The sequence below is a fragment of the Halorubrum sp. ASP1 genome (assembly GCF_005435135.1).
GTDB classification, from domain to species: domain Archaea; phylum Halobacteriota; class Halobacteria; order Halobacteriales; family Haloferacaceae; genus Halorubrum; species Halorubrum tropicale.
The window spans coordinates 91,660-116,079 of the sequence record NZ_SGUA01000003.1; the positions used below are offsets into that span (position 1 = coordinate 91,660).

A 24,420-nucleotide genomic window follows, 5' to 3' on the forward strand; every position below is an offset into this window, starting at 1 on the left:
CCGAACAAGAGGACAAGTAGCGTCGTGGACCAGCGAATACACCGCCTGCGAGCCGGGAAGCCGCGTCGTATATCATGGGGAAGACATCACCTCCGGGCCAGTGTCGACCCCGTGGCAATATGTGCGTGGTTCCGCGACGGTCGACGAGTTTCAGGGACACGCCGGCTTGTCCCGCTCCGTGGGTTCGCCAGTCGCCGCGGTTGCGACTGCGGTCGTTTTGGCGATGGGCTGTTCGTCGTTGACGCCGATGAAGAGGATCTCGACCGAGTCTCCCGGCTCCATCGGGCGGTCACCGCTGAAATAGACCGGATACCTGTTTTCGACCCGGAAGAAGGGCTCGTCGCCGCCGCGAGCGATGTCGTTCTGGTTCGACTCGACGTACTGCTCACCAATATCTTCCACATCGGTCCCGGTTCCCCCCGCTTGATACCGGTTGTGTGCCATCCGGATCGTCAGCGTTTCACCGACGGCGAAATCGCCGGTACAGAACTCGCCGACGTCGTCGTCGTGAAACGTCTGATTGGTGTCTGCGTCGAAGCGGTTCGGGTTCAGGAACCGGACCTGACCGCCCTCGCCGTCGCTGCCCTCCCAGCGAACCAGTATCGAACCGATCTCGTCGCCCTGGAAGGTCGGCCCCGAGACGTAGGGCACTCGAACGACGTCAATGTCTCCGCGAGGTGGGGTACTGTTCCCATCGTTCCACCCGCCCCACGCTCGGTGTTCGGGACCGAGCGTTACCTCGGCGTCGCTGAACCCGCGCAGCTCTTGCGGTTCCGGGAGCCCGCTCTCGAAGTCAAGAACGGCGACGCCGATAGTCGCAGCGATTATCACCACGATCGCAACCATGAGAATCGTGGCAACGACGGTAGTGACGCCGCGGTCACGGCTACCGTCCATCGCTCACTTCGGCGCAGGCGACCTGACTGCCACTCATATCAGCACGACGGTCTGTCACGGTGGTATACATTCCGATCCACGTATCAGTTCTAATATCGCCATCACTGTCCGGTCACACGCCAACTGAGGGCCGGAAATACGCGCTCTACATTCAGCGCGCCTATGGGAACGTGCCACTAGTTGCGGATTTCGACGGCGCCGGCGGCCTCTCACGGAGCGACCGTCCTTCCGGCCTACTCCTCGAACCCGTCTTCCCACCGGAACGTCCCGTTCCGCTGGACGACCTCGCCGTCGACCTCCATGCGCGAGTCGGCGCTCACGTCGGCGATCATGTCGACGTGGACCGCGCTGTCGTTCCCGGACTCGTCTTCGGGGAGACAGGCGTCGTAGGCGCGGCCGACCGCGAGGTGGACGGTGTCGCCCATCTTCTCGTCGAAGAGGATCGAGTCGGTGAACCGGTCGATGCCGCGGTTCATCCCGATGCCCAGCTCGCCCAGCCGCCGGGCGCCCGGGTCGGTGGCGAGGATGTCCGCGAGCGCGTCCTCGCCCGCCTCGGCCGAGAAGTCGACGACCTCGCCGCCCTCGAACGCGAGGTGAACGTTCCGGACGCGCGTCGCGTCGATGGTCATCGGCACGTCGAAGAAGACCTCGCCCTCGGTGTCGTCCGGCGCCGTGAACACCTCGCCCGAGGGGAGGTTGTGGGAGTCGTACGCGACGGAGGCCGCGGAGTTGACCGCCGTGCGGCCCGCGATCGACATCGTCATGTCGGTGTCGGGCGCGCCGTCGCGCTCGGTGACGATCCGGACCTCGTCGCCCGCGTCGAGCACGTCTTTCATCTGCGCCATCTCCTCGGCGAGCGACTCCCAGTCGCGGAGGACGGCGTCGTACACGAAGTCCTGATACTCCTCGTAGGCCATCCCCGCCTGCTGGGCGAGGGAGCGAGTCGGGTGGACCGTCGACACCCAGTCGGTGTCCATCCGCGCCTCGCGGACGCCCTTGCGGGCCGTCGCGTACGCCTGCCGGGTCTTCCGGCCCACGTCCGCGGACGCGGTGGTGTTGCGCCCGCCCCCGATCCGGAGGTAGGCGTCGGCGGCCTCGAAGATCGCGCGGTCGACGGCGGGGTCCGAATCGAAGTCGCCGGCCTCGACGTCGCCGTCGGTTCCGGCCTCGACGCCTTTTAAATAGGCGCGGGAGAGTTCGTCGGAGCCGTACAGCATCGTGACGTTCGCCCCGCGCTCGCCGAGGGCTTCGGCGACCGCCACGCCCAGCTCGTGGGCGTCCTCCGCGACGCTGACGACGACGTCGTCGCCGGCCTCCACCCGCGCGCTCCAGTCGACGAGCACCGCGGCGTGCTCGCGTACGCGTTCGTGCATGAGTACTCGTCTTGCGGGGGAGCGGTAAATCGGTGCCGGGACGGAGAGTATTCATAAGCGGTCGACGCCGTATCGGGAACGGGTCCCGCTATCCGCTCAGTTGGTGGTTTATAAACACTCGACCGGAGACTAGCGGTGAACACCGGCAAAGCCCCAGCCGCGAGGGCTCGCGCGGCTCGCTGTCGCTCGAGACGCCTCCGGCGTCTCGTGATGTCGTCAGAACGCGGAGCGTTCTGACTGCTAGCCGGAAATCGGAGATTTCCGGCGATGACGAAACGGCTTCGCCGTTTCGAACCACGCGCTTCACTCGGTCGCTTCGCTCCCTCGTTCCAGTGCTTACGTCGCCGTGCTTCGCCCTCGCGACTGCCCCTTTGAGTCCCACCCCGCACCGCAACCGCAGCCTCACGCCTCCCCAGCCTCGTCGGGCGCGTCCGTCGGGCTCCCTGCGGTCGCCCTCGGTGCGCCCGACTCCCTCGCGGGCGGTTCGCGGCCGCCGGTGGCGGCCGCTCACCGGCGCGCCACCGCATTTTTATTTATAAAATGGAACGCCCGTCAGATCGCGCCGAGCCGACTATTCGAGGTCGAGCAGCGCCGCGATCTCGTCGAGGTAGTCGTCGTAGACGCCGACCGCGGACTCGACCGGGTCGGGCGAGGCCATGTCGATGCCGGCGAGTTCGACCACGTCGAGCGGGTACTCGGAGCCGCCCGCCTTCAGCATCTCGCGGTAGTCGGCCGCGGCGGACTCGCCCTCGTCGAGGACGCGCTCAACGATGGCGGCCGCGGCGGAGATGCCGGTCGCGTACTGGTAGACGTAGAAGTCGTAGTAGAAGTGCGGGATGCGCTGCCACTCGCGCTCGATGCCGCCGGTCAGCTCGGCGGGCGCGTAGTAGTCGCTCTTCAGGTCGCCGTACATCTCGTCGAAGGCGTCGGGCGTGAGCGCGTCGCCGGCCTCCACGCGCTCGTGGATCCGCTGTTCGAACGTCGCGAACATCGTCTGGCGGAAGAGGGTCGAGCGGAAGCGTTCGAGGTACTCGTCGAGGACGTGCGTCCGGAGTTCGTCGTCCTCGACGGTGTCGAGCAGGTGGTGGGTGAGCAGCGTCTCGTTGACCGTCGAGGCGATCTCCGCGACGAAGATCTCGTAGCTCGCGTCGTGCCACGGCTGCGCGTCGCCGGCGAGCTCGGAGTGCATCGAGTGGCCCAGCTCGTGGGCCAGCGTGTACATCGACGCGATGTCGTCCTGGTAGTTCATCATGATGTACGGCTGGGTGTCGTAGGTGCCCGAGGAGAACGCGCCCGAGCGCTTCCCGCGGTTCTCGTACACGTCGACCCACCGCGAGTCGAGTCCCTCGGCCAGCCGCTCCTGGTAGGCGTCGCCGAGCGGCGCGACCGCCTCGATCACCCACTCGCGGGCCTGCTCGTACTCCACGTCCGGCCCCTGGTCGCCAGTCAGCGACATGTAGAGGTCGTGGCTCTGGAGCTGGTCGACGCCGAGCGCCGCCGCCTTCAGCTCCGCGTGGCGGTGGAGCACGTCGAGGTTGTCGTCGACGGTGTCGACGAGGGTGTCGTACACCTCGACCGGGACGTTCGAGTCGTCGAGGGCGGCGGCCCGCGCGGAGTCGTAGTCGCGGATCTCGGCGCTCGTGACGTGCTCGCGGACGGCCTTCTCCAAGGAGGTGCCGACCGTGTTGCGCACGTCGGCCCACTCGTCGTAGAACGTCTCGTGGACGCGCTCGCGGAACTCGCGGTCCGGGTTCGTCTGGAGCTTCGTGAAGTTCGCCTGCGTGATCTCGACCTCCTCGCCGTCCGGGTCCTCGACGACGCCGTAGGTCATGTCGGCGTTCGTCAGCATCGAGTAGATCTCGCTCGGCGCGTCGGTGACCTCCGAGAGGTCCGCCAGCACCTCCTCGACCTCGCTCGACCGCGTGTGCGGCTTCTTTCGCAGGACGTCGTCGAGGTAGTGCTCGTACTCGGCGAGGGCGGGCTCGTCGTCGACGAACGCCTCGACGTCCGACTCCGTGAGCGACTGGATCTCCGGTTCGAGGTACGAGACCGCGCTCGACGCCTCGGAGCCGAGCGACGACGCCCGCGCGGACATCGCCTGGTACTCCTGGTTCCGCGTGTCCTCGGCGCTGCGCAGGCGGGCGTACGTCATCACCTGCTGGAGCTCGCGGAATATCTCCTCGCGCAGTTCGAGCAGTTCGAGGAGGGTGGCGGCGTCCTCGACCGCCCGCCCCTCGTAGGCGGCCAGCTCGTCGATCCGGTCGGCGACCGTCTCGTAGGCCGACTCCCACGCCTCGTCGTCGGCGTAGATGCCGTCGAGGTCCCACTTGTACTCGGTGTCGATCTCGGACCGCTCGGGAACCGAACTCATACCGTTCGGGTCGGCCTCCCGCACACTAAGCCTTGTCAAACCCCGCGCGGCGGACCGATATGCGTGCGAACCGGAACCACCCGTGGCGTGTCAACGCGGCTCGCCCCGTCCGCCGCTTTCATCGCCCTCGGCCCACGCCGCGAGGTCGACGACGAGCACGAGCGCGTCCTCGCCGTCGCGGTAGTAGCCGCCGACCCGGCGGATCGGCTCGAACCCCTCGTCGGCGTACAGCGACCGCGCCGGGTCGTTCCCCTCGCGCACTTCGAGCCGGACGACGGCCACGCCGGTCGCACGGAGGCGGGCCAGCGCCGACCGGAGGAGGGTTCGGCCGACCCTCTCGCCGCGGGCGTCGGGGTGAACGGCGAGGTCCTTGACGTGGCCGATGTCGCGGCCGTGGTTCGGGGTCCGGTCGGCGACGACGAACCCGACGACCGCGCCCGCCCGCTCCGCCACGAGGAACGCCGGCTCGTCGAGCAGCCGCTCGAAGGCGTCGTGCGGCCACGGGTCCGAGAAGCAGGCCCGCTCGATCCGGACCACCGCGAGGAGGTCGGCGGACTCGGCGCCTCGGATCGTGACGTCGGCGGCGCTCACGGGTCAGTTTGCGGCCCGCGGGGAATAAACGCGCCGGGTCGACCGGGGCGGCGGCGCGCCGCCTCGCTCACGCCTCGATCCAGGGCTCGCCCGGGTCGGCGTCGGCGGGGTCGGGCGCGCACACCTCGAAGCAGGCGCCGTCCGGCGGCCGGAGCCGACGGCCGTCGGCGAGGCCGACGGGGCCGTCCGCGGTCGTCCGAAGGTCGACGCGCCACCCGTGCGACTCGACCACCTCGCGGACGATGTCGAGCCCGTAGCCCGTCCCGTCCGCTCGCGTCGTGTACCCGGAGTCGAACACGGACTCCCGGTCGTCGGGGTCGATGCCGGTCCCGTCGTCGGCGACGAGGAACCCCTCGTCGGTGGCGGTGACGAGGACGGTGAGGTCGTCTGCGTCGCCGCCGGACTCGGGCACGTCTTCCCCCGATTCGGGTGCCTCAGACTCGTTTGCGTCCGGATTCGCGTGTTCGGTCGCGTTGCGGAACAGGTTCTCTAAGGCCTGTCGCACCCGACCGCGGTCGCCGTACACCCGGGCGTCGCGGGCGACGACCAACTCCGCGTTCTCCTCGCCCTCGGTGGCGGTCTCCCAGGCGTCGCGGGCGACGCTCGCGAGTGCGAACTCCGTCGGTTGGTCCATGCCGGTCCCCTGTCGCGCGAGGGTGAGCAGCTCCGAGACGAGCTGGTCGATCCGGTCGACGGCGCGCTCGCCGCGTTCGAGGGGCTCCGTCTCGCCGCGCAGCCGCGCCATCTCGATCGACCCCCGGATCACCGACAGCGGGTTCCGCAGGTCGTGCGAGACGATGCTCGCGAAGCGGTCGAGCCGCTCGTTCCGGTCCGTGAGCCGCCGCTCGCGCGCCTTCCGAGCGCTCACGTCCCGGGAGTTGATGAGCAGTTCGCCCACTGTGCTGTCGGCCGGCAGCGAGCGGGTCCGCGACTCCAGCCAGACCCAGTCGCCGTCGGCGGTGCGGTAGCGGTACTCCAGCGTCGGGGACGCGTCCGGCTCGTCGAGCGCGCGATAGAACCGCTCCGTCACGCGCTCGCGATCGTCCGGATGGACGTAGCCGAGCGGCGAGCGCCCGACGGTCGACCCCTGCTCGTAGCCGAGCACCTCCGCGACGGAGGGGCTCTCGTAGACGACGACCCCGTCTCCGTCGACGACTGTGACGAGGTCGCTGCCGTACTCCAGGAAGGCGCGGTAGCGCTCCGGGAAGGTGCGGTCGACGTCGACGCGCCGGACCGTGACGATCCGCCCGGCGAACTGCGGGGCGAGCTCCTCGTCGACGACGGACTCGACCCACGCGTACCCGCCGCTCGCGCGGCGGATGCGGTGGGTGACCGTCCGGCTCGTCGCGACCGCGGACAGCGCGTCGGCGACCGGCTCGCGGTCGCTCGGGTGGACGCGGTCGAGGAGGTCGCTGCCCACGAGTTCGCCGCGGTCCACGCCGACGACGTCCGGCGCCGACGGCCCCGCGAACAGGACTTCGCCGTCGACGGCCACGGCCAGCAGGAACCGGTCCGCCTCGGTGACCCGGGACCGGCTCTCGGCGGGCGTCGCGTCCGCGCCGGCCGACGCCGATGCGGTGTCCGTGCGGGGGGCGTCGACCGCCGATCGGTCGTCGGTGTTCGAAGCGTCGCCCTCGTCGGCGCCGCGGCCCGGCGTCGACGTGTCGGATGGCCGGAGGGTCACAGTCAGTTCTGCTAGATAGTACGACTACGATAGCATAAAACTGCGCGCCGTCGGAATCAGAATTGATAATTGACTGTCGCGCAGCCGATGGATCCCGGCCGCGTGCCACCGTTGGTGTCCGACGAAGCCTCGCGGATCGTGAGACGTCGCCGCTGCGAGGCCCCACCTCTCTGACGGCGGCGCGGACATGGTCGAACATACTTGGCGGGAGCGGCACCGAGACGTCGATGCCGAGGGCGACGCGACTGACCGCGCCCGGACCGACGGCGGTACTGACGCGGCGGTCGACGCCGACGCCTTCGAGTGGCAGACTGACCCGTGGCCGCCCGCCGAGGATCCGAGTCAGAAGGATTAAACGCGCGCCGCGGGTATCGCCTCGTGAGGGCGCGTAGCTCAGCGGACAGAGCACTTGGTTCCGGACCAAGATGCCGCGGGTTCAAATCCCGTCGTGCCCGCTTCCTCACGAACCGCTTCACGACCACTGCCAATTCCGTCGCAGCGACTCGCTAAGCCACGGAAGCAGACGAATAGTCTTCTTCGAAACCCGGTCCTAAGATCGGGTTGAATGCGGCACCGATCGCGACCCCTTCGCGTCGGCCGATCGACCCGACCAACGTCGGGGCGATCTCCGGATGATGGACCTCCGGATCGAGTCGGACGAGTCCGGGGTCCGTCGGAAGTGCGGGTCGCACCTCCTGTCGTGGTTCGGTCGAGTTCACGGCGACGACAAGGACCTGCTCACCGGTGTCACGAGTGCGACTCGTGGGTGCGGATCTGCGGGGCGAGCGCGCGTACCTGGTACGCTTCCCCGAAGACGGTGAACTGCGAACGCTACTTGAACTCGTGGGGCGAGCGTGAAACCTCGCAGAAGGGGGTTCTTGACGCGACCCCGTGGGGTCCGACGCGGATGTATTCACGAACCGCGATCTATGTACTTCGCTCGCCGCGATCGGTGCGTGAGGTACAGAGAAATCGGTCGGGTTGGTGTCGACGTCCCGAGCGATCGTGGTCGACCCGCCGGTACCACTTCAACGCGGACCGGTTCAGTCACTCCAGAAAGACGGGATTGCGACCCCATACATACGATGTGGTATAAATGAGCCGTCGAACCGACCTCAAGTTCACCGACGAACGCGAGCGACGGCTCGAAAGAGCGAGTGAGGTTGTGGTGAGCGCTCCCGACGATGACCCGCCAATGAGCGTAGTGATTGACGCCGCGCTCGCTCATTTGATTTGGTCGGAAGGGTAGACCCGCAACGCTCGGAACGAATTGGACCCAGTGAAGATTCAGCAATTCAATACGGACGTGCTTGGTCTACGCTATCGAACAAGGATAGAAAGTCGCTGGAGAAAATAAACGGACTACGAGATTAGCTGAAGTCCCAGGTCTCCTCGTAGATCGCGTTCCCACTCGGATCGTGGATTATCCGAACTACCGTGTCGCCGCTCGGGGCAGGATTGACGCTCGATATTGTGGCATTTCTGCTCTCACCGCTTTCCCACGCACCGCTTCCAAAGTTTCCGTCCCGCTGACCGTCAACGGAAACGACGAGGTCCGAGCCCTCAATCGCTTCACCGCCTGTTTTGACTACGGTAATGTTGTCTGTGGAATTGCTCTCAATTGTGAACGACGCCTGCGGAGCGGTATCTCCTAACTGATCGCCGAGTCCGAGCACGAACGTCCCGATAACGGCCGCCAGGATGACAGTGATTGCGACCATGAGGATGACGCCAATAACGGGACTCACTGCTCTGTCGTCCGCGTTGGATTGGTTGCTTGGTTTCATTGTTTGAACCCAGCGGCCACCGACGAACGAGATCTCGGAGACGTAAGCGCCGCCGCCGACGCCTGTCTGTCTCTGTCTTCGTTCGGATCGGTTGCTGGTTATACACCCATTCATCTAACTGCCTTATGTACTTATTGGCATGAGTATCAGCGTAGAAAATTGGACGGAGAGAGTCAAAATTGTTGATGTGTATTAATTTCTCTGGACCCCACGGCGAAAGTTCCTGCTCGAACTCACGGCGATCGCGTGTATCCAGACCCGTGGGAGAAGGTTCTCGATTACCGCCGTGTTCGCGGGTACGCTGCCGAACACCGGACGCCGGACGGGCCCGCGTCGGTCGCGCGCTCGACCGCCCTCCCGAGCGCGTTCGCGGGTGGCTCAAGGACACCGTTCCGGACCACGTCCGAGACCGCGACATCGGCGTGTTACTTTGACCGAAGGCAGTCGTAGTTAACACTCAGAATGAGGTCGTCTTCGCCGAGCGAGACCGAGCGTAACGGACCGGTCACGACGAGTATATAGTCCACTGGTCAGATGCCGACGCGTTCGGTCACCTATTATAAGGGTTCAAGCACCGGCCGCCGAATGCCCCGACCGAGTAACGGATGACAACGGACACTAATCGGACGCCGACGACCCCCGAGACGACCGGACCGAAATCGACGACCCCCCCCGTACACAGATCTGGTTCATCAGGTCGACAGGCGCTCGTCGGGCCCCGACCGGGTCACGGTGTTCCCGGCTGACGCGACTGACGACGAGCGGATGTCGGCGTGGGTGACGGTTGATCTCGACTCCGTCATCGAGCCCGAATGCTTCCGGTAACCGCCCGAACACACCCCGAGCGCGGCCGGAGAGAAGGGCGAGGGGTTCGACGCAGTTCGCCCGGGACAGGTCCACCGCCCCGGCCGACGAGTACCCAGGTGCCTTCCCCGGTAACGGGTGAGGTTGAGGTGATCCCTCGGTGGGTCTGAAACGACGGGAACTCCTTGGCTCCGCGCTGGATCGAGTCGCGTTCGGGGCCGTCGTCTCCTCTGTGGTCGACCCGTCCGATCTGCGGTCCGTGGCGTCGTCTCTCTTCTCTGCCGAACCGACGCGGCCAGCACCCGTCGACGAGGGCGGTGCGGCCTCCCGAGAACGGACCGCGGACGGCTACGCGATGACGTACGAGTGGACGGACCGGGCGGGGCGAGAGTGGCGTCTGGAGTTTCGACTCGAGCGGTCCGCGTACAGACAGGCGGTCGACGAGACGCACGGATACCTGAGCGGCTTCGAGGCGGCGAAGGCGAGCGGTCACGCCGAGCGGCTCACGGACCTGCTCGCGGACGCGAGCGTGACGGATGACCGCGCTCACCGGTCGCTCCCCGAGTCGGTTCGGTTTGAAGGAGCGATCGGACTCGTCCACTCGCTCGAGTACGTGACCGACGCGGAATCGACGGGACTGCCGGACTACATTCGAACCGTCGAGGAGACCCTAGTCGACGGCCGTGGTGACTGTGAGGACCTCACGTACCTGCTGGCCGGAATGCTCTCCCAGCCGGCGTTCGGCTATCGAACCGCGGTGGGGGTCCTCCCCGGTCACATGCTGGCGGCCGTTCACCAAGACGACCTCCCGGGAGCGTACGCTGACGCGCCGACGCTGCCGGGAGACACGTACGTCGCAGTGGAGTGTACCACGTCTCGCCCGATCGGCGACCTCCGAGACGAGCCGGTCCTGGCGGTGTATGGCGACGGCATCGAGTACATCGATCGGTCGGCGATCGCCGACGCAGGACGGGGGTTCCTCCGAGATCCGACGCAGTTTCAGACGATCGCCGACGCGTCGGAGCTCCGCCAGCATTAGCTATCAAGACATGGGTCCTCCAACGAGGCTACCAAGGCGAATATCGTCCGCAGCACTATCACACACGCACAGCGGTTCACACGAGGATCGTTTCGAACGTTGGGCCTCGGCCGAGAGCTAGACCGTATATTGTCACATATATCATATTGATATATAGACCTATTAATAGGGATTCTTATAGCTAGCAGTTCACCGATTGGCTATGAAACCGGCCGTGGTCCTTCGGTGTCCGATCTGTGACGCTGTCCGCGCGCTTGGAGGCCGACGAAACGAGTACTCGAAACAGAAACTGTCCTCGCAGGCGGAGACTCACTTGCGCGGCCACGATCTCGATGAACCCAAGGTGGCAATCCGGAAGTACGGGATCGTTTCGGACGCGACCGAAATTGTGGTGCCCTCGGAGAGCCACCGCCGACTCCCGACCAAAGAGTGGACCGGCCGCGACGACACATGGCTCCCGGACGGCGCACTGTCCGGCGGCGAACGGTCCCAGTCAGCGTCAACCTCTTCCGTCGAGGTTTCGTCTCTCTAGTTCGATGTTGAGGCGTAACCGTCCACGCTCAGGTGGATTCACCGACCGAGCGCCGCTCACTCGTCCAGATGGAGCCGCCGTCACCGTGTCAGCGGCGGCACGGCAGCTCACATCTCACACGTTCCGGAGTCGCTCCGCGGTATCGACGCTCTCCGCGCGGGTGATGCCGTGACCGAGAGAGACCTCACGGACTCGGAGTACTACCTCAACAGAGAACTCTCCGAGTTGGCGTTTCAAAAGCGAGTTCTCCGAGAGGGAATGGACGATCGGAATCCGCCGCTCGAACGGCTCCGGTTTCTCGCGTTCTTCACGAAGAACACTGACGAGTTTTTCATGAAGCGCGTCGGCGGACTCAAACAGCAGATCGACGCCGGCGTGACGAAGACGACGCCCGACGGACGCACACCGAAAGAGCAGTGGGTCGAGGTGCTCGACGCCGCGCGACCACTGTTCACACAACAGTCAGCGTACTGGCAGTCCGTTCTCAAGCCCACGCTCGCTGACAACGGGATCGAGATCTGTACCCCTGCCGAACTCTCCGACGAGAATCAAGCACAGCTACGGACGCACTTCGAGGAGTCCATCCTACCGACGCTGACGCCGCTCGCGTTCGACCCCGCTCACCCGTTCCCGTTCATCTCCAACCTCTCGCTTTCGCTCGCCGTTCTCTCGTCGACCGGGAGCGACGAGCCGACGTTCACTCGCATCAAGGTCCCGCCGAACCAACCCCGCTTTATCACCGTCCCCGGTGAGGCAGACCGGTACGTTCTCATCGAGGACCTCATCGAACGGAATCTCGATCTGCTACTTCCGGACCTCGACATCCGTGACGTCTCGAAGTTCAAGGTGACGAGGAACGCAGAGGTGCGGCGGAACGAAGAGGTCGCCGAAGACCTCGTCGATATGGTCGAAGACGTTATCGAACAGCGACGCTTCGCGACGGTGGTCCGGCTGGAGGTCGACGCCGACATGCCCGACGAGTCGCTGGCGATTCTCAAAGATCAACTCGAGGTCGCCGACCGGGAGGTGTTCCACCGCGAGGGGCCGATCGACTTCGAGGACTTCTTCGAACTCATCGACCACGACCGGCCCGACCTCAAACTCCCGGCGTGGTCACCCAAGCCGCATCCGCGACTGGGTTCGGTGACGAGCGAGGCCAGCGACGAGACGGCGCGGATATTCGACGAGATCAAGAACGGCGACATCCTGGCGCATCATCCGTATCACTCGTTCGAGGGTACCGTTCAGCGGTTCCTCAACGCGGCGGCGACCGACCCCGACGTGTTGGCGGTGAAGGCGGCAATCTATCGAACGGCGAGCGACTCGAAGGTCATTCAGAGTCTCATCAACGCCGCCGACAACGGGAAGCAGGTCGCGGTGATGGTCGAACTCAAGGCTCGCTTCGACGAGAAGAACAACCTCGAATGGGTACGGCAACTTGAGGAGGAAGGGATCCACGTCGCGTACGGCACTGTGGGACTGAAGACGCACACGAAGACGGCACTCGTCGTGCGCCAGGAAGACGACGGCGTTCAGCTCTACTCGCACATCGGGACCGGAAACTACCATTCCGGGACCGCGAAAGGGTACTCCGACTTGGGGCTGTTGACGGCCGACCGGGACATCGGGTTCGATCTCACGAAAGTGTTCAACTTCTTTACCGGACCGACGATCGACGATCGCTTCCGGAAGCTCCTGATCGCGCCCGTCACGATGCGTGAGCGGTTCACGGAGATGGTCAGACGCGAGGCCGAGCACGCTCGCGCCGGTCGACGGGCACGGATGGTGGTCAAGGTAAACGGACTCGAGGACCCGTCGATGGTCGAGGAACTCTACCGTGCCTCGATGGCCGGCGTCGAGATCGACTTGATCGTCCGGGACATCTGTCGACTCCGTCCCGGTATCGACGGACTGAGTGAGAACATCACCGTCCACTCGATCGTCGGTCGATTCCTCGAACACGCGCGGATGTTCTATTTCGAGAACGGGGGCAGCCCCGAGTGGTACATCGGGTCCGCCGATTGGATGACCCGGAATCTCGACTATCGAGTGGAAGCGGTCACGCCGGTCGAAGACACGCAACTGCGCGAACAGCTCCGGTTCATCTTGGAGGCGTCGCTAACGGACAACCGCCGTCGATGGCTGATGCAAAGCGACGGGACCTACGAACCGGTCTCTTCCGACGACGAATCGGTGCGAGACATCCAAGAGATTCTGATGACGGCCACGGAAGCAGCGCTTGACAACGGCTACGGTCCGGGGATGATCGTCGATACGGATCTGGTCGAGGAGGAGCTCCTCGTCGAGGATGCGGCGGAGACCGAGACAGACGCTAGCCCCGAAGGGTCGAACGAAGCCTCCTCCGATACCGACGACGAACAGACCTACTCGGACGGCGGAGACGCGTCTGCGTTCGACGTGTACGCTGACCACTGGTACCGTCCTGATAGCGAGACGTACGATTGGGCTGTTCGAACGGCGGAGGGCGAACGGCGATACTTCAAAACGCGCGACGGAGCACGGAATCGGCTTCGGACAGAGTATGAGTGACCTCTGCCGGAGTTCCGTTTATCACGGTAGTGAATATTCACCGCCGGCGGACCTCCGACTACCGAGGCCGCCTGCGTGGAGTCGTTCGGGCCGGGTCGACGCTCTTCGAGCGAGCGCGCTCGATGACTCGTCGCCTCGACGGTGAGGGATTCGTCGGTTCGGCAGTCGTCGGCGGCGAGCGTTCCGCCGTAGGCGCGGCTGATAGCGAGGCCGACGGCGCGAGAACGCCCAGCCGGGGGGTCACCGGTGAACAAAAAGCGTGTCGTCGGGAACTGTCACGTCGCGCCCTCCCGGAGGTTCCGCGAGCGCAGGCGTTCGCGCTTCCGGACGGACGGGCGCGGAATCGGTAGGGGGAACGGCTATGTTGTCTCAGCGTGGCCCTGCGATCATGAACGATGACGCGATGCGACGGTTCCCAGTGCCTGAGTACGAGGACCTCCCGGAGGACCTCCGCAACAGGATTGACGAGGAGACCGAGGACGCTGGATTCACTCCCAACGTGTTCTCGGCGTTCGCTTACAAGCCCAGTCACTTCCGCGCGTTCTTCGCGTACTACGACGCGCTCGTGACAGACACGCCGCTCGCGCGTGAGGAAGTCGAGATGATCGTGGTGGCGGTGTCGGGCGCGAACGACTGTCTCTACTGCGTGGTCGGTCACGGGGCGCTCTGTCGTATCTACGCCGGAGCACCGAAACTCGCCGACCAGCTCGCGACGAACCACCGACAGGCGGACATCTCGGACCGCCACATGGCGATGGTGGACTTCGCTGTCACACTCACCAACTCCCCCGAGAGCGTGGCCGCCGAAGATATCCAGCGACTCCGCGACGCCGGATTCTCACAAGAGGAAGTGTGGGACGTGGCCGCTGTGGCTGCCTTCTTCAACCTCTCTAACCGCATGGCGACCGTGGCCGACATGCGCCCCAACGACGAGTTCTACGCGATGGGCCGAGGCGACTGACCGGCTCGATTGACTTGGGACCCGACCGCCGTCGCGCTCACCGACCCCAACCGACTTGCCCGGGGGGCGCGTCGCCCCGGCCATGTCCGATTCATCGGCCGGCTCGACGAGCCTCGAATTCGGCGTCCTCGGCACCGCGTCGATCGCCGGTAAAGCGGTGATCCCGGCGATCGCCGCCAGCAGTCACGCCGTCGGCGCGGTGGCGTCCCGCGACGCCGCCCGCGCGAAGCGGTTCGCGACCGAGAACGGAATCCCACGCAGCTACGGCTCCTACGGGGCTCTGCTCGACGACGACGCGCTCGACGCCGTGTACGTCCCGCTCCCGAACGGAAGCCACGCCGAGTGGACGAAACGCGCGGCCGACGCCGGGCTGGACGTCCTCTGCGAGAAGCCGCTGGCCGCAGACGCTGACGAGGCGCGCGACGTGGTCGCCCGCTGCGACGAGCGGGGCGTCACGCTGATGGAGGCGTTCATGTACCGCTATCACCCCCGCACCGAGCGCGCCGTCGCGCTCGCGGCGGACGACCTCGACGACGTGCGCACGGTGACGGCCACCTTCCGCTTCCCGCTGTACGACCGCCCGAACGACGTGCGGCTCGACGCCGACCTCGCGGGCGGGTCGCTGATGGACGTGGGCTGTTACCCCGTCTCGATCGCGCGGACGATACTCGGCGAGCCCGACCGCGCCTACGCCCACGCCGGCGACACCCGCGGCGCCGGGGTCGACACGGAGCTCGCGGGGGTGCTCTCGTACGACGACGGCCGCTCGGCGCGGGTCGCGTCCGGGTTCGACACGCAGCTGGTCCAGCGGTACCGCGTCGACGCGACGAACGGCTGGGTCGAAGTCGAGCGCGCGTTCGACGCGCCGACCGACGAGCCCGTCGAACTGACGTACGAGATCGACGGCCGGCACGGCGTCGAGACGTTCCCCGCCGTCGACCAGTACCGGCTCCAGGTCGAGCACTTCGCCGAGCGCGTCGCCGACGGGAGCGCCCCCCTGACCGGCGGCGAGGAGGCGGTCGCCAACATGGCGGTCATCGACGCGCTCGCCGAGAGCGCCGCCGACGGCGGCCCGGTCGACCTCTGACCGCCTGAACCGGGCCCGACCCGCCCTCGCCGGGCGCCGGCGCAGCGCCCCGAGAGTCCGTCAGTCTCCGCTCGGCGCCGCCCGGCTCACCGGTCGATCCCGCTCTCGCCGTCGATGACGCCGCGGACCTCCGCCCGGGTCGTCACCGCGAGGTCGCCGTCGGTGGTGCGTTTCAGCGCCGCGGTCGCCGACCCCCACCGGAGCGCCGCGGAGAGGTCGCCGCCGCGCAGCCGCTCGGCGACGAAGCCGGCGACGAACGCGTCGCCGGTGCCGATCGCGTCGAACGTCTCCGCCTCGTACACGTCCTGTTCGTACACCGAGCCGTCGTGGAGCGCGACCGCCCCCTCCAGCCCGCGGGTGACGACCACCGTGTCGAAGCCGAACTCCGTGGCGAGCCCGTGGGCTATCTCGACGGCGCCCCCCTCGCGGTCGAGCACCTCCCGGGCGTCTCGCCGCGGGACGAACAGCGTGTCGACGTCCTCGAACAGGTCTTCGTAGGCCGCCCGCGCGGTCTCCGGGTCCCAGAGCTTCGCCCGGTAGTTCAGGTCGAACGAGCGCGTCGTCCCCGCCTCGCCGGCGGTCCGCAACAGCGCGCCCGTCGTCTCGGCGGTCGCCTCGGAGAGCGCGGGCGTGATCCCCGTCGTGTGGAACCAGTCCGCTTCCGCGACCGCGTCGGTGGGGAGCTCGTCGGGCTCGACGGTCGTGATCGCCGCGTCGGCGCGGTCGTAGATCACGTTCGTCCCGCGCGGCTCGCCGCCGTGTTCGAGGTAGTAGGTCCCCACGCGGCTCTCGTCCGGGTCCGCCCACGCGACGCTCGGAGTGACGCCGTGGCTCTGCAGTTCGGTCGCGATCCGCCGGCCGAGCGGCGAGTCGGGGAGCTTCGAGAGCCAGCGGGCGTCGGCGCCGAGCCGCGCGGCCCCGACCGCGACGTTGCTCTCCGCCCCGCCGGCCTGGACGGTGAACTCGCGCGTCGTCTCCAGCCGCTCGCCGCGCGGCGGCGACAGCCGGAGCATCGTCTCGCCGAACGTGACGAGGTCGGTCATCGGCGCCACCCCGCGGCGCAGGTCTCGGACGGGTTCATATTGGGTGCTACTCTCGGCCGATTATAAGAGGGGGTGATCGCCGTCGACCGACGAGTGTCGGGTGCGTCAGTAGCCCTCACAGTATATGAGAAGTATCGGGCCCACGCTCTCAGTGGGTCTCCGGGTATGCGCTTCCGTGCCGGAATCGTTCGATGGACAGGCACGCGTCGGCATCAGCAATTATCTCATTGTAATCGTCGTCCCCACCGATCAGTAGCGTCGCTCCAAGGCGGTCAGCAGTTGCGAGTGCGTATGCGTCACCGAGTGCGGGGTTGTAGTCGAGGATGTAGTCGGAAGCAGTCTCCCAAACGCGTTGCCCTTGAGTGGGATGGATACCGATCGTGCCGAGCCACTCGAAGTATTCGTCAGCGACGGATTCGCCGTATTTTCGGCCGAGGATGTAGCGTACTTCGGTCGCGTTCACCCGGTTCAAATACCCTTGTGAAACCCCGTCCGCAACAGCATCGAGGTATGCGGCAACCTTCTCATAGCCCGGTTCTTCATCCGCGTGCGCCACCAACGGCTCGGCGTCGAAGACGATCTCGGGCGGCGGCGAGTAGACTTCGCGACCGCTCACTCGGAATCACGCTCGGCTTTGTCGGCTTCTCGCTTCTCACGGAGCATTTCGCTCGCTGGATTGTCTGTCGACGGCTCACCAGAGCGAGCCGCGAATCCAGCCATCTCCTGCGCGGACCGGACGCGTTCGATCACCACCTCACCGTCATCGGTCTCGCGGAACGTCACCTGTCCCGGAGCGTCAATACCGAGCTTGTCACGGAACTTTTTCGGAATCGTTGCTTGTCCCGACGACGATACAGACACCGTCGCTGAGGTGTCCTCACCGCCTGATTCAGTCTCGTCTTTCGACCTTGATTCGCTCATACTCTTAATTTACGAGCGTTAATAATATAGTTTGGGTATTAATTTTCGGGACTTACTAATTCTCCCGTTAGAGATTCGCGAGTCACTTCTGAGTGCCGGGCGGGGCACAATCATATACGAACAGTGAGTGTGACGGGAGCCCTCACGGTGCCCAGCCTCCCAGTCTCAACCGCGCGGTCCCCGCCTACTCCGCGTCCTCTCGCGCCCGGTAGTCCGGGAGGGTGTCGTCCTGCATCACCGCGCCGCGGCCGCCGTCGACGAGCAGCGCCGCCCCAGTGACGAAGGCGGCGTCATCGCTCGCGAGGAAGGAGACGGCGCCGGCGACGTCGGCCGGCGTCCCGATCCGCCCGGCCGGGTGGATCGCCTCGACCTCCTCCAGCCGCCCCTCGGGGAGCTCCTCGCGCGTCCGCTCGACCTCCACCCAGCCGGGGACGACCGTGTTCACCCTAACCTGGGGGCCGAAGTCGACCGCGAACGACCGCGTCATGCCGTTGATGCCCGCCTTGACCGCGTTGTACGGGAAGTGCGCCGGCATCGTCGCGTACGCGTGGTTCGACGAGACGTTCACGATCGCGCCGCGGTCCATGTGTTCGAGGGCGGCCCGCGCCGCCAGCCAGTACGCCCGGAAGTCAGTCTCGACGACGAACGCCCAGTCGTCGAGCGTCGCCTCGTCGGCGGCCGTCTCCGTCTGGACCCCGGCGTTGTTCACGAGCACGTCGACCGAGCCGTAGCGCTCGGCGGCCGCCTCCGCCAGCGCGGCCACGTCGTCCGGGTCGCGCATGTCGGCGCGGACGAACGTCGCGTCTCCTCGCTCGCCTCCCGCCGCGATCCGCTCGACGACGGCCTCGCCGGCCGCCTCCGAGCGCCCGCTGACCACGACGTTCGCCCCCTCGGCGGCCAGCCGCTCCGCGACGCCGGCGCCGATGCCCCGAGTCGACCCCGTCACGACCGCGGTCTCGCCGGCGAACCGGCCCGGGACCGCGCCCTCGGTCGGCGACTCCGGTCGACGGGTCATCGGTTCTCCCCCCGTCGCCGCGGGTCGATCGCCATCGAGATCACCACTCCGCGACCGACCCGTCGTCGTGGCGCCAGACGGGGTTGTGCCAGTCGACCGCCTCCTCGGCCTGCTCGCGCACGTGCGCCTCGTCGACCTCGATCCCGAGCCCGTCGCCGTCGGGGACCTCCACGAACCCGTCGCGGTACTCGAACACCGAGGGGTCGGCGAGGTAGTCCAAAACGTCGCTCGTCTCGTTGTAGTGGATGTCGAGCGACTGCTCCTGGATGAGCGCGTTCGGCGTGCAGGCGTCGACCTGGATGCAGGACGCGAGCGCGATCGGGCCGAGCGGGCAGTGCGGCGCGACCGACACGTCGTACGCCTCGGCCATCGAGGCGATCTTCTTCAGCTCGGTGATCCCGCCGGCGTGGGAGACGTCCGGCTGGATCAGGTCCACCGCGTCCGCCTCCAACACTTCCTTGAAGTCCCACCGCGAGTACATCCGCTCGCCGGTCGCGATCGGGATCGTCGTCGACGCCCGGATCGCCGGCAGCGCGTCGTTGTTCTCGGGCAGCACCGGCTCCTCGATGAACATCGGGTCGTACGGCTCCAGCGCGGCCGCGAGCCGGCGGGCCATCGGCTTCGCCACCCGGCCGTGGAAGTCGACGCCGACGTCAACCTCGTCGCCCACCGCCTCCCGGACGGCCGCGATCCGGTCGGCCGCGGCGTCGACCGCGGCCGGCGAGTCGATCGACTCCAGCTCCGGGGTGGCGTTCATCTTCAGCGCGGAGAAGCCGGCGTCGACCTTCTCGCGGGCGGCCTCGCCCACGTCCGCCGGCCGGTCGCCGCCGATCCACTGGTAGACGCGGACCCGGTCGCGCGCGCGACCGCCGAGCAGCTCGTGGACGGGCGCGCCGAACCCCTTCCCCTTGATGTCCCACAGCGCCTGGTCGACGCCGGCGATGGCGCTCATCAGGACCGGCCCGCCGCGGTAGAAGCCGCCGCGGTACATCGCCTGCCAGTGGTCCTCGATCCGCGCCGGGTCCTCGCCGAGCAGGTAGTCGTCGAGCAGCTCCTCGACGGCCGCGACGACCGTGTGGGACCGCCCCTCCACGATCGGTTCCCCCCAGCCGACGGTCCCGTCGCTCGTCGTGAGCTTCAGGAACAGCCAGCGGGGCGGCACTTCGAACAGCTCGTAGTCGGTGATGTGCATGGTGTGTTGGGGTCTCCGGACCGGTCCGACGGCCGCGGGACTCGGGCGTCGTCCGTCGCCGTCGCCGTCCGACGCGGACCGGTCCGTCGCCTCGGTCGTACTTGCCCGTCCGCCGGTTAAATAGCGGGCGGGTGCGGTCGTCCGCGCCCGATCCCCACACGGCCGATTTAAGCCCCCCCGCGGGCAGGTACCACGCATGCGAACCGACCGACTCGACCGGATCACGGACGGCGGCGTGATCGCGATCCTCCGCGGCGTCGAGCGCGACGACGCCGTGCGAGTCGCGGACGCGGTCGTCGACGCCGGCGTGACGGCGCTGGAGGTGACGGCGGACACGCCGGACGCGACGGCGTCGATCGCGGCGATCGCCGACCGCGTCGACGACGCGGTCGTCGGCGCCGGCACCGTCCTCGACGCGGAGACCGCGCGCGCGGCGCAGCTCGCCGGCGCCGAGTTCCTCGTGACGCCGACGGTGAACCGCGGCGCGATCCGCACCGCGAACCGCTACGGGACGCCGATCGCGGTCGGGGCGTACACGCCGACCGAGGCGCTCGACGCCTTCGAGGCGGGCGCCGACCTCGTGAAGGTGTTCCCCGCGGCGACCGGCGGCCCGGACCACGTCGCGGCGATCGGCGGCCCGCTCGGTCAGATCCCGCTCGTGCCGACCGGCGGCGTCGGCGCGGACGACGCCGGCGAGTACATCGACGCGGGCGCGGCCGCGGTCGGCGTCGGCAGTTCGATCGCCGACGGCGAGGCGATCGCCGCCGGCGACTTCGACGCGGTCCGGTCGAACGCGCGCGCGGTGGTCGAAGCCGTCGCGGCGGCCCGCGAGTGAGCGCTCCGCTCTCCGGCGCGCCGGGAGCGGCCGCTCCGCGCGCCGGCGCTCCGGCTTCGGCGTCGCCGTCGCGGGCGACGCGCGCTACTGCGCGGTCGAGCGCGTCTCGTCGCCGGCCTCGGGCGACGAACCGCGGACCGCGTCCCACCCGTTGATACAGGCGTCACACAGGTAGTACGCGAAGCCGTCGACGTCCCGGTGCGCGAGCGAGGCGTCGACGCCGCATCTGTCGCAGTTCATGCCCGGCGAGTACGGCAAGACGAATATATGTCTTCTGCTCCGGATCGGACTCGTGATAATTCGTGACGGAACCGCCGAACCGGAAGTTCCGTCGTCCTCCGATCGAGCCTCCCGGCCGCTCAGCGCAGCGCGTCGAGGTCGAACTCGAAGGCCGCGACCGGGACCTCCAGGTCGTGCTCGACGAGCACCGCGGGGTGGAGCTCGCCGATGACGCCGACGCGCTCGCCGTCGATCGCGACGGCGGCGGCGCGCCCCTCGATGAACGAGGGGTGTTCGGTCCGCGGGGTCGCCAAGTCGGCGTCGAAGTCGTCACAGAGCGCCTGGAGCCGTCCCTTCGCGGCCTCGTAGGAGGCGTCGCGGCGGGCGACCGCGCCCGCGACGCGGCGCGACTCGGCGACGTTCGTGTCCGCGTCTTCGTCGCGCTCGGCGACGAAGCCGACCTCGGCGACGTCCTGCGGGTAGGCGTTGTGGGTGTTCCGCTCTAAGAGCATCACGAGCGACGGGAGCGCCCAGGTGCGGAGCTGGGTGTACTCCTCGCTGTACGGCTCCGTGATCTCGACCGGCTCGCCGCCGCCGAAGACGCCGTCCCCGTCGACCGCGGCGCCGCCGGTGCCCGGCTCGATCCGCATCCGGTCGTAGTTCTCGGTCCCGCTCGTCATGTGGAAGTTCAGCAGGTCCTCGAAACCGAGCCCCACGAGGCTCGTTCGGACCGCGTCCTCCAGCCGGGAGCGCTCGTGGCGCCCGCCGACGGTGCCGACGTCGGGGTAGCGCGGCTCCAGCTCGTCGAAGCCGTACGCCCGCCCCACGTCGTCGACGAGGTCGAGCGGGTGGAGCACGTCGACGCGGTACGGCGGGATCTCCACGTCGTACCGGACGTCGTCGCCGAGCGTGTAGGATGCGTCGAGGCCGGCGCGCTCGAAGCAGTCGACGACCTCCTCGGGCTCGAAGTCGACGCCGAGCAGCGTCTCGATCCGGTCGTGCGAGACGCTCTTCTCGTCGGTGTCGAGGTTCGGGCGGACCAGCTCGGCCCCGTACTCGCTCGGGTGCGTCGCGCCGTCGGCGTAGTTCACCTCGACCTCCTCGATCGTCGCGCCGCGAGCCGACAGCGCGTAACAGATGATGTTGCACATCCGGTCGATCGTCCACTGGTCGGTGCCGGTGAGCTCGACGAACAGCTCGCGCGAGCCGGTCGTCACCTCGGTCCGCTTCCCGTTGATGACGGGCGGGAACGAGAAGAGACCGAGCTCGTCGTAGATCGCCGGGTAGCGGTCGAGGTCCTCGACGAGGTCCGCGTAGGTCGTCCCCGTGTCGTGCTCCGCCAGGACCTCGGCGGGCGTCAGCTCGTCGTTCGCGTCGAGCGGGACGAACGCGTCGCCCTCGGGGTCGACGCCGCGGTAGGTGATCGACGGCTCCGCGCCCTCCTGGAGCGGCGCGCCCTTCACCATCGCGAGGTCGTGGATCCCGATGGCGCCCTTCGCGCGGCCGCGGCCCATCGTCGCGTGGAGCTTCTCCTGGAGCTGGATCAGCGACTCCAGCGCCGCCTCGTCGAGGTCGACGCCGCGGACCACGGCGCCGGTGACGAACGGCCGCTCGTCGGGCACCGACTCGTCGACCTCGATGGTCCACTCGGGGTCGTTCGCGCTCGGCACGTAGACGCCGCGCGCGTCGCCGTAGTGGTAGCGCAGCGAGCGCGCGACCCCCTCGACGGAGAGCCGGTCGAGGCGGTCGGGCGCGAACTCGAACTGGAACATGCCGTCGTCGGTCTCGCCCTCGAACTCTAAGCCGAGCCCGAACAGGTCGTCTTTCAGCTCCGCGTCGCCCTTCTCGTCGTGGCCGGTGAGCTCGCGCAGCTCGTCGGGGTCGACGTCGACGACGGGCATCAGTAGCTCACCTCCGCGTTCCGCAGGAAGTCGATGTCGGCGAGGGTGCCGTGGAGGTCGCGGATGTCCTCCGCGCCGGTGGTTAACATCGCGAGGCGTTCGAGGGCGAGCCCCCACGCCATCACGTCGCAGTCGACGCCGAGCGGGCCGGTGACCTCCTCGCGGAAGACGCCGGAGTTCCCGATCTCGATCTCCTCGCCCGTCTCCGGGTGCTCGCCGAACAGCTCGAAGGAGGGCTCGGTGTAGGGGTTGTAGTGCGGCTTGAACCGGATGTCGGTGATGCCGAACTGCCGGTAGAACTCCTCGAAGGTGCCCATCAGGTCGCGCACCGAGAGGTCCTCGGCCATCACCCACCCCTCGATCTGGAAGAACTCCAGGAGGTGCGTCGGGTCGAGCGTGTCGTTGCGGTACACCTTCTCGACGGAGAAGTAGCGCTGGGGGGGCTCCAGCTCGGCGCCCGCGACCCCGGAGAGGTAGCGCATCGACAGCGACGTGGTGTGGCCGCGGAGCGCCACCTCGCGGGCGAAGTCGGCCGACCACGGCGAGTGGTAGCCGTCGCCGTCGAGCCCCCACCCGTCGCGGTGGGCGGCCTCGACCCGGGCCATCAGCTCGTCCGGGATCGAGTCCATCGGGTCCACGTCGAGCGCGAACCGGTCCCAGTGGGTCCGCGCCGGGTGGTCCTGGGGCATGAACAGGCAGTCGTTGATCCAGAAGTCGGCGTCGGCGTGGGGGCCCTCCATCTCCTGGAACCCCATGCCGACCAGCACGTCCTTCACGCGGTCGGCGGTCCGGCGGAGGACGTGTTTGCGGCCGCCGCGGGCCGTCTCCGCCTCGGCCTCGACGTTGTACTCGGCGAACTCGGCGTCGCGCCAGTCGCCGCTCGCGAGGAGCTCGGGCGTGAGCGCGCCGACCGTCTCGGTCGCCTCCACGCCGGTCATCAGCGCGTCGACGCCGTCGTCGGTCAGCGTCACCGTCCGGGTGACCGACTCGCCGACCGCTACGAGCCCGCGCGAGTCGAGCTGCTCGATCACGGCGCCGTCGACGCCGAGGGCGTCCGCGTCGAGCCCCTCGCCGCCGGCGTCCGCGAGCGCCGCGAGCGCCGCCGCCTCGGGGTCGGCGTCCGGGTCGGCGTCCGGGTCGACCGAGAGCTCGCCGCCGTCGACGCTCCCGAGGCCCTTCCGCGCGAAGTTCGCGAGCGCGATGTCGACCTCGGGACCGTCCAGGTCCGCCTCGCCGATGACCGCGCCCATCGCGGCCGGCTCGGCGTCGGCGCCCGCGTCGAGCCCGGCCCGGTAGAGCCGCGTCTCCGGCAGCCCCGCCTCGACGTAGCGCCGCCCCTCGTCGGTGAGATCGAGCGTCTCGTCGGTCGCCGAGCCGACCTCCACGAGCCCCTCGTCGGCCAGGTCGAAGGCGGCGCCGGCGACCGTCTCCGGCCTGAGGTCTGTCCCGTCGGCTATCTCCGCCACCGTTCGTTCGTCCGTCGCGCTCGCGGCCTCGAGGACCGCGAGCTGTCGTTCCGGGAGTCGCATTCGAGTTATCCCTACACGCGGGCGGCTGGTTGGTAACGGTTCCGGGACCGGACCGCGACCTTCGATAATCATTTCTGATAAGTTGAACG

The 24,420-nt window shown here is 67.7% G+C and carries 22 protein-coding genes, 1 tRNA gene and 2 pseudogenes; 11 read left to right on the forward strand and 14 right to left on the reverse strand.

The window, feature by feature from the left end:
* Positions 1-150 precede the first annotated feature (150 nt).
* From EXE48_RS05385 to EXE48_RS05405, 5 genes are all read right to left on the reverse strand, one after another.
* Positions 151-897 (reverse strand): archaellin/type IV pilin N-terminal domain-containing protein, encoded by a 747-nt coding sequence (locus EXE48_RS05385; RefSeq protein ID WP_137710939.1) that lies wholly within the window; start codon positions 895-897, stop codon positions 151-153.
* Positions 898-1,130: 233 nt separating this feature from the next.
* Positions 1,131-2,270, reverse strand: coding sequence for an aminopeptidase (locus tag EXE48_RS05390; protein WP_137710940.1), 1,140 nt, complete (start codon positions 2,268-2,270; stop codon positions 1,131-1,133).
* 571 nt (positions 2,271-2,841) lie between these two features.
* On the reverse strand, positions 2,842-4,641 hold the full coding sequence (gene pepF, locus EXE48_RS05395) for an oligoendopeptidase F (RefSeq protein ID WP_137710941.1): 1,800 nt from the start codon (positions 4,639-4,641) through the stop codon (positions 2,842-2,844).
* 90 nt (positions 4,642-4,731) lie between these two features.
* A complete protein-coding gene (gene rimI / locus EXE48_RS05400) occupies positions 4,732-5,232 on the reverse strand; it encodes a ribosomal protein S18-alanine N-acetyltransferase (RefSeq protein WP_137710942.1) in 501 nt (166 codons plus the stop codon).
* A gap of 67 nt (positions 5,233-5,299) precedes the next feature.
* On the reverse strand, positions 5,300-6,916 hold the full coding sequence (locus EXE48_RS05405) for a PAS domain-containing sensor histidine kinase (protein WP_137710943.1): 1,617 nt from the start codon (positions 6,914-6,916) through the stop codon (positions 5,300-5,302).
* 187 nt (positions 6,917-7,103) lie between these two features.
* Here EXE48_RS05405 and EXE48_RS18380 point away from each other — a divergent pair, with 187 nt between their 5' ends.
* From EXE48_RS18380 to EXE48_RS19395, 3 genes and pseudogenes are all read left to right on the forward strand, one after another.
* Entirely contained in the window at positions 7,104-7,271 is a 168-nt protein-coding gene (locus EXE48_RS18380) for a hypothetical protein (RefSeq protein WP_158293541.1), read from the forward strand.
* 27 nt (positions 7,272-7,298) lie between these two features.
* A tRNA-Arg gene (locus EXE48_RS05410) sits at positions 7,299-7,371 on the forward strand.
* A gap of 641 nt (positions 7,372-8,012) precedes the next feature.
* A pseudogene (locus tag EXE48_RS19395) lies at positions 8,013-8,273 on the forward strand (DUF7386 family protein).
* A 13-nt stretch (positions 8,274-8,286) separates the two neighbouring features.
* On the opposite strand, the gene EXE48_RS05420 reads toward EXE48_RS19395, so the two are convergent.
* The gene (locus tag EXE48_RS05420) at positions 8,287-8,703 is read right to left on the reverse strand and encodes a type IV pilin domain-containing protein (RefSeq protein ID WP_137711038.1); all 417 of its coding nucleotides are present in this window, start codon (positions 8,701-8,703) and stop codon (positions 8,287-8,289) included.
* Between the two features lie 201 nt (positions 8,704-8,904).
* Between EXE48_RS05420 and EXE48_RS19015 the strand changes: the two are divergent.
* From EXE48_RS19015 to EXE48_RS05455, 7 genes and pseudogenes are all read left to right on the forward strand, one after another.
* Positions 8,905-9,110 (forward strand): annotated as a pseudogene (locus tag EXE48_RS19015) (hypothetical protein); the annotation flags it as partial.
* 325 nt (positions 9,111-9,435) lie between these two features.
* Positions 9,436-9,528, forward strand: coding sequence for a DUF7511 domain-containing protein (locus EXE48_RS19400; protein WP_443984486.1), 93 nt, complete (start codon positions 9,436-9,438; stop codon positions 9,526-9,528).
* A 139-nt stretch (positions 9,529-9,667) separates the two neighbouring features.
* Positions 9,668-10,546, forward strand: coding sequence for a hypothetical protein (locus tag EXE48_RS05435; RefSeq protein ID WP_241991954.1), 879 nt, complete (start codon positions 9,668-9,670; stop codon positions 10,544-10,546).
* 202 nt (positions 10,547-10,748) lie between these two features.
* Complete coding sequence (locus EXE48_RS05440; protein ID WP_053770378.1) at positions 10,749-11,078, forward strand: hypothetical protein; 330 nt, start codon at positions 10,749-10,751, stop codon at positions 11,076-11,078.
* A 168-nt stretch (positions 11,079-11,246) separates the two neighbouring features.
* Complete coding sequence (gene ppk1, locus EXE48_RS05445) at positions 11,247-13,628, forward strand: polyphosphate kinase 1 (protein WP_199236351.1); 2,382 nt, start codon at positions 11,247-11,249, stop codon at positions 13,626-13,628.
* Positions 13,629-14,016: 388 nt separating this feature from the next.
* Positions 14,017-14,589, forward strand: a complete 573-nt coding sequence (locus tag EXE48_RS05450) for a peroxidase-related enzyme (RefSeq protein ID WP_053770380.1) — start codon at positions 14,017-14,019, stop codon at positions 14,587-14,589.
* A gap of 82 nt (positions 14,590-14,671) precedes the next feature.
* A complete protein-coding gene (locus tag EXE48_RS05455; protein WP_137710945.1) occupies positions 14,672-15,676 on the forward strand; it encodes a Gfo/Idh/MocA family protein in 1,005 nt (334 codons plus the stop codon).
* Between the two features lie 86 nt (positions 15,677-15,762).
* Here the strand turns inward: EXE48_RS05455 and kdgK1 are convergent, their stop codons facing one another.
* The 5 genes from kdgK1 to dgoD all read right to left on the reverse strand — a co-directional run bounded on the left by kdgK1 (position 15,763) and on the right by dgoD (position 19,847).
* On the reverse strand, positions 15,763-16,719 hold the full coding sequence (gene kdgK1 / locus EXE48_RS05460; protein WP_137710946.1) for a bifunctional 2-dehydro-3-deoxygluconokinase/2-dehydro-3-deoxygalactonokinase: 957 nt from the start codon (positions 16,717-16,719) through the stop codon (positions 15,763-15,765).
* A gap of 148 nt (positions 16,720-16,867) precedes the next feature.
* Positions 16,868-17,335, reverse strand: coding sequence for a type II toxin-antitoxin system VapC family toxin (locus EXE48_RS05465; protein ID WP_241991955.1), 468 nt, complete (start codon positions 17,333-17,335; stop codon positions 16,868-16,870).
* The gene (locus tag EXE48_RS05470; protein ID WP_137704991.1) at positions 17,332-17,640 is read right to left on the reverse strand and encodes an AbrB/MazE/SpoVT family DNA-binding domain-containing protein; all 309 of its coding nucleotides are present in this window, start codon (positions 17,638-17,640) and stop codon (positions 17,332-17,334) included. The genes EXE48_RS05465 and EXE48_RS05470 overlap by 4 nt, the downstream gene beginning before the upstream one ends.
* 184 nt (positions 17,641-17,824) lie before the next feature.
* Positions 17,825-18,655, reverse strand: a complete 831-nt coding sequence (locus tag EXE48_RS05475; protein ID WP_137710947.1) for an SDR family NAD(P)-dependent oxidoreductase — start codon at positions 18,653-18,655, stop codon at positions 17,825-17,827.
* Positions 18,656-18,695: 40 nt separating this feature from the next.
* On the reverse strand, positions 18,696-19,847 hold the full coding sequence (gene dgoD / locus EXE48_RS05480) for a galactonate dehydratase (RefSeq protein WP_137710948.1): 1,152 nt from the start codon (positions 19,845-19,847) through the stop codon (positions 18,696-18,698).
* 196 nt (positions 19,848-20,043) lie between these two features.
* On the opposite strand from dgoD, the gene EXE48_RS05485 reads away from it, so the two are divergent.
* The gene (locus tag EXE48_RS05485) at positions 20,044-20,682 is read left to right on the forward strand and encodes a bifunctional 4-hydroxy-2-oxoglutarate aldolase/2-dehydro-3-deoxy-phosphogluconate aldolase (RefSeq protein ID WP_137710949.1); all 639 of its coding nucleotides are present in this window, start codon (positions 20,044-20,046) and stop codon (positions 20,680-20,682) included.
* An 84-nt stretch (positions 20,683-20,766) separates the two neighbouring features.
* On the opposite strand, the gene EXE48_RS18385 is transcribed toward EXE48_RS05485, so the two are convergent.
* The 3 genes from EXE48_RS18385 to pheS form a co-directional block, all read right to left on the reverse strand.
* Positions 20,767-20,922: a hypothetical protein gene (locus tag EXE48_RS18385; protein ID WP_158293540.1), complete on the reverse strand. Its 156-nt coding sequence runs from the start codon at positions 20,920-20,922 to the stop codon at positions 20,767-20,769.
* Positions 20,923-21,041: 119 nt separating this feature from the next.
* Positions 21,042-22,802, reverse strand: a complete 1,761-nt coding sequence (gene pheT / locus EXE48_RS05490) for a phenylalanine--tRNA ligase subunit beta (protein WP_137710950.1) — start codon at positions 22,800-22,802, stop codon at positions 21,042-21,044.
* The gene (gene pheS, locus EXE48_RS05495) at positions 22,802-24,331 is read right to left on the reverse strand and encodes a phenylalanine--tRNA ligase subunit alpha (RefSeq protein WP_121599947.1); all 1,530 of its coding nucleotides are present in this window, start codon (positions 24,329-24,331) and stop codon (positions 22,802-22,804) included. Before pheS ends, pheT begins: the two co-directional genes overlap by 1 nt.
* Positions 24,332-24,420: the final 89 nt, after the last annotated feature.

What these genes read in the sequence shown, in the direction of transcription:
- pepF (WP_137710941.1), bottom strand. Translation starts at nt 4,641, where the DNA reads ATGAGTTCGGTTCCCGAGCGGTCCGAGATCGACACCGAGTACAAGTGG.
- EXE48_RS05420 (WP_137711038.1), bottom strand. Translation starts at nt 8,703, where the DNA reads ATGAAACCAAGCAACCAATCCAACGCGGACGACAGAGCAGTGAGTCCC.
- dgoD (WP_137710948.1), bottom strand. Translation starts at nt 19,847, where the DNA reads ATGCACATCACCGACTACGAGCTGTTCGAAGTGCCGCCCCGCTGGCTG.
- kdgK1 (WP_137710946.1), bottom strand. Translation starts at nt 16,719, where the DNA reads ATGACCGACCTCGTCACGTTCGGCGAGACGATGCTCCGGCTGTCGCCG.
- EXE48_RS05475 (WP_137710947.1), bottom strand. Translation starts at nt 18,655, where the DNA reads ATGACCCGTCGACCGGAGTCGCCGACCGAGGGCGCGGTCCCGGGCCGG.
- EXE48_RS05470 (WP_137704991.1), bottom strand. Translation starts at nt 17,640, where the DNA reads ATGAGCGAATCAAGGTCGAAAGACGAGACTGAATCAGGCGGTGAGGAC.
- EXE48_RS18380 (WP_158293541.1), top strand. Translation starts at nt 7,104, where the DNA reads ATGGTCGAACATACTTGGCGGGAGCGGCACCGAGACGTCGATGCCGAG.
- pheS (WP_121599947.1), bottom strand. Translation starts at nt 24,331, where the DNA reads ATGCGACTCCCGGAACGACAGCTCGCGGTCCTCGAGGCCGCGAGCGCG.
- EXE48_RS05390 (WP_137710940.1), bottom strand. Translation starts at nt 2,270, where the DNA reads ATGCACGAACGCGTACGCGAGCACGCCGCGGTGCTCGTCGACTGGAGC.
- EXE48_RS18385 (WP_158293540.1), bottom strand. Translation starts at nt 20,922, where the DNA reads ATGAACTGCGACAGATGCGGCGTCGACGCCTCGCTCGCGCACCGGGAC.
- EXE48_RS05455 (WP_137710945.1), top strand. Translation starts at nt 14,672, where the DNA reads ATGTCCGATTCATCGGCCGGCTCGACGAGCCTCGAATTCGGCGTCCTC.
- EXE48_RS05440 (WP_053770378.1), top strand. Translation starts at nt 10,749, where the DNA reads ATGAAACCGGCCGTGGTCCTTCGGTGTCCGATCTGTGACGCTGTCCGC.
- EXE48_RS05485 (WP_137710949.1), top strand. Translation starts at nt 20,044, where the DNA reads ATGCGAACCGACCGACTCGACCGGATCACGGACGGCGGCGTGATCGCG.
- EXE48_RS05450 (WP_053770380.1), top strand. Translation starts at nt 14,017, where the DNA reads ATGAACGATGACGCGATGCGACGGTTCCCAGTGCCTGAGTACGAGGAC.
- EXE48_RS05385 (WP_137710939.1), bottom strand. Translation starts at nt 897, where the DNA reads ATGGACGGTAGCCGTGACCGCGGCGTCACTACCGTCGTTGCCACGATT.
- pheT (WP_137710950.1), bottom strand. Translation starts at nt 22,802, where the DNA reads ATGCCCGTCGTCGACGTCGACCCCGACGAGCTGCGCGAGCTCACCGGC.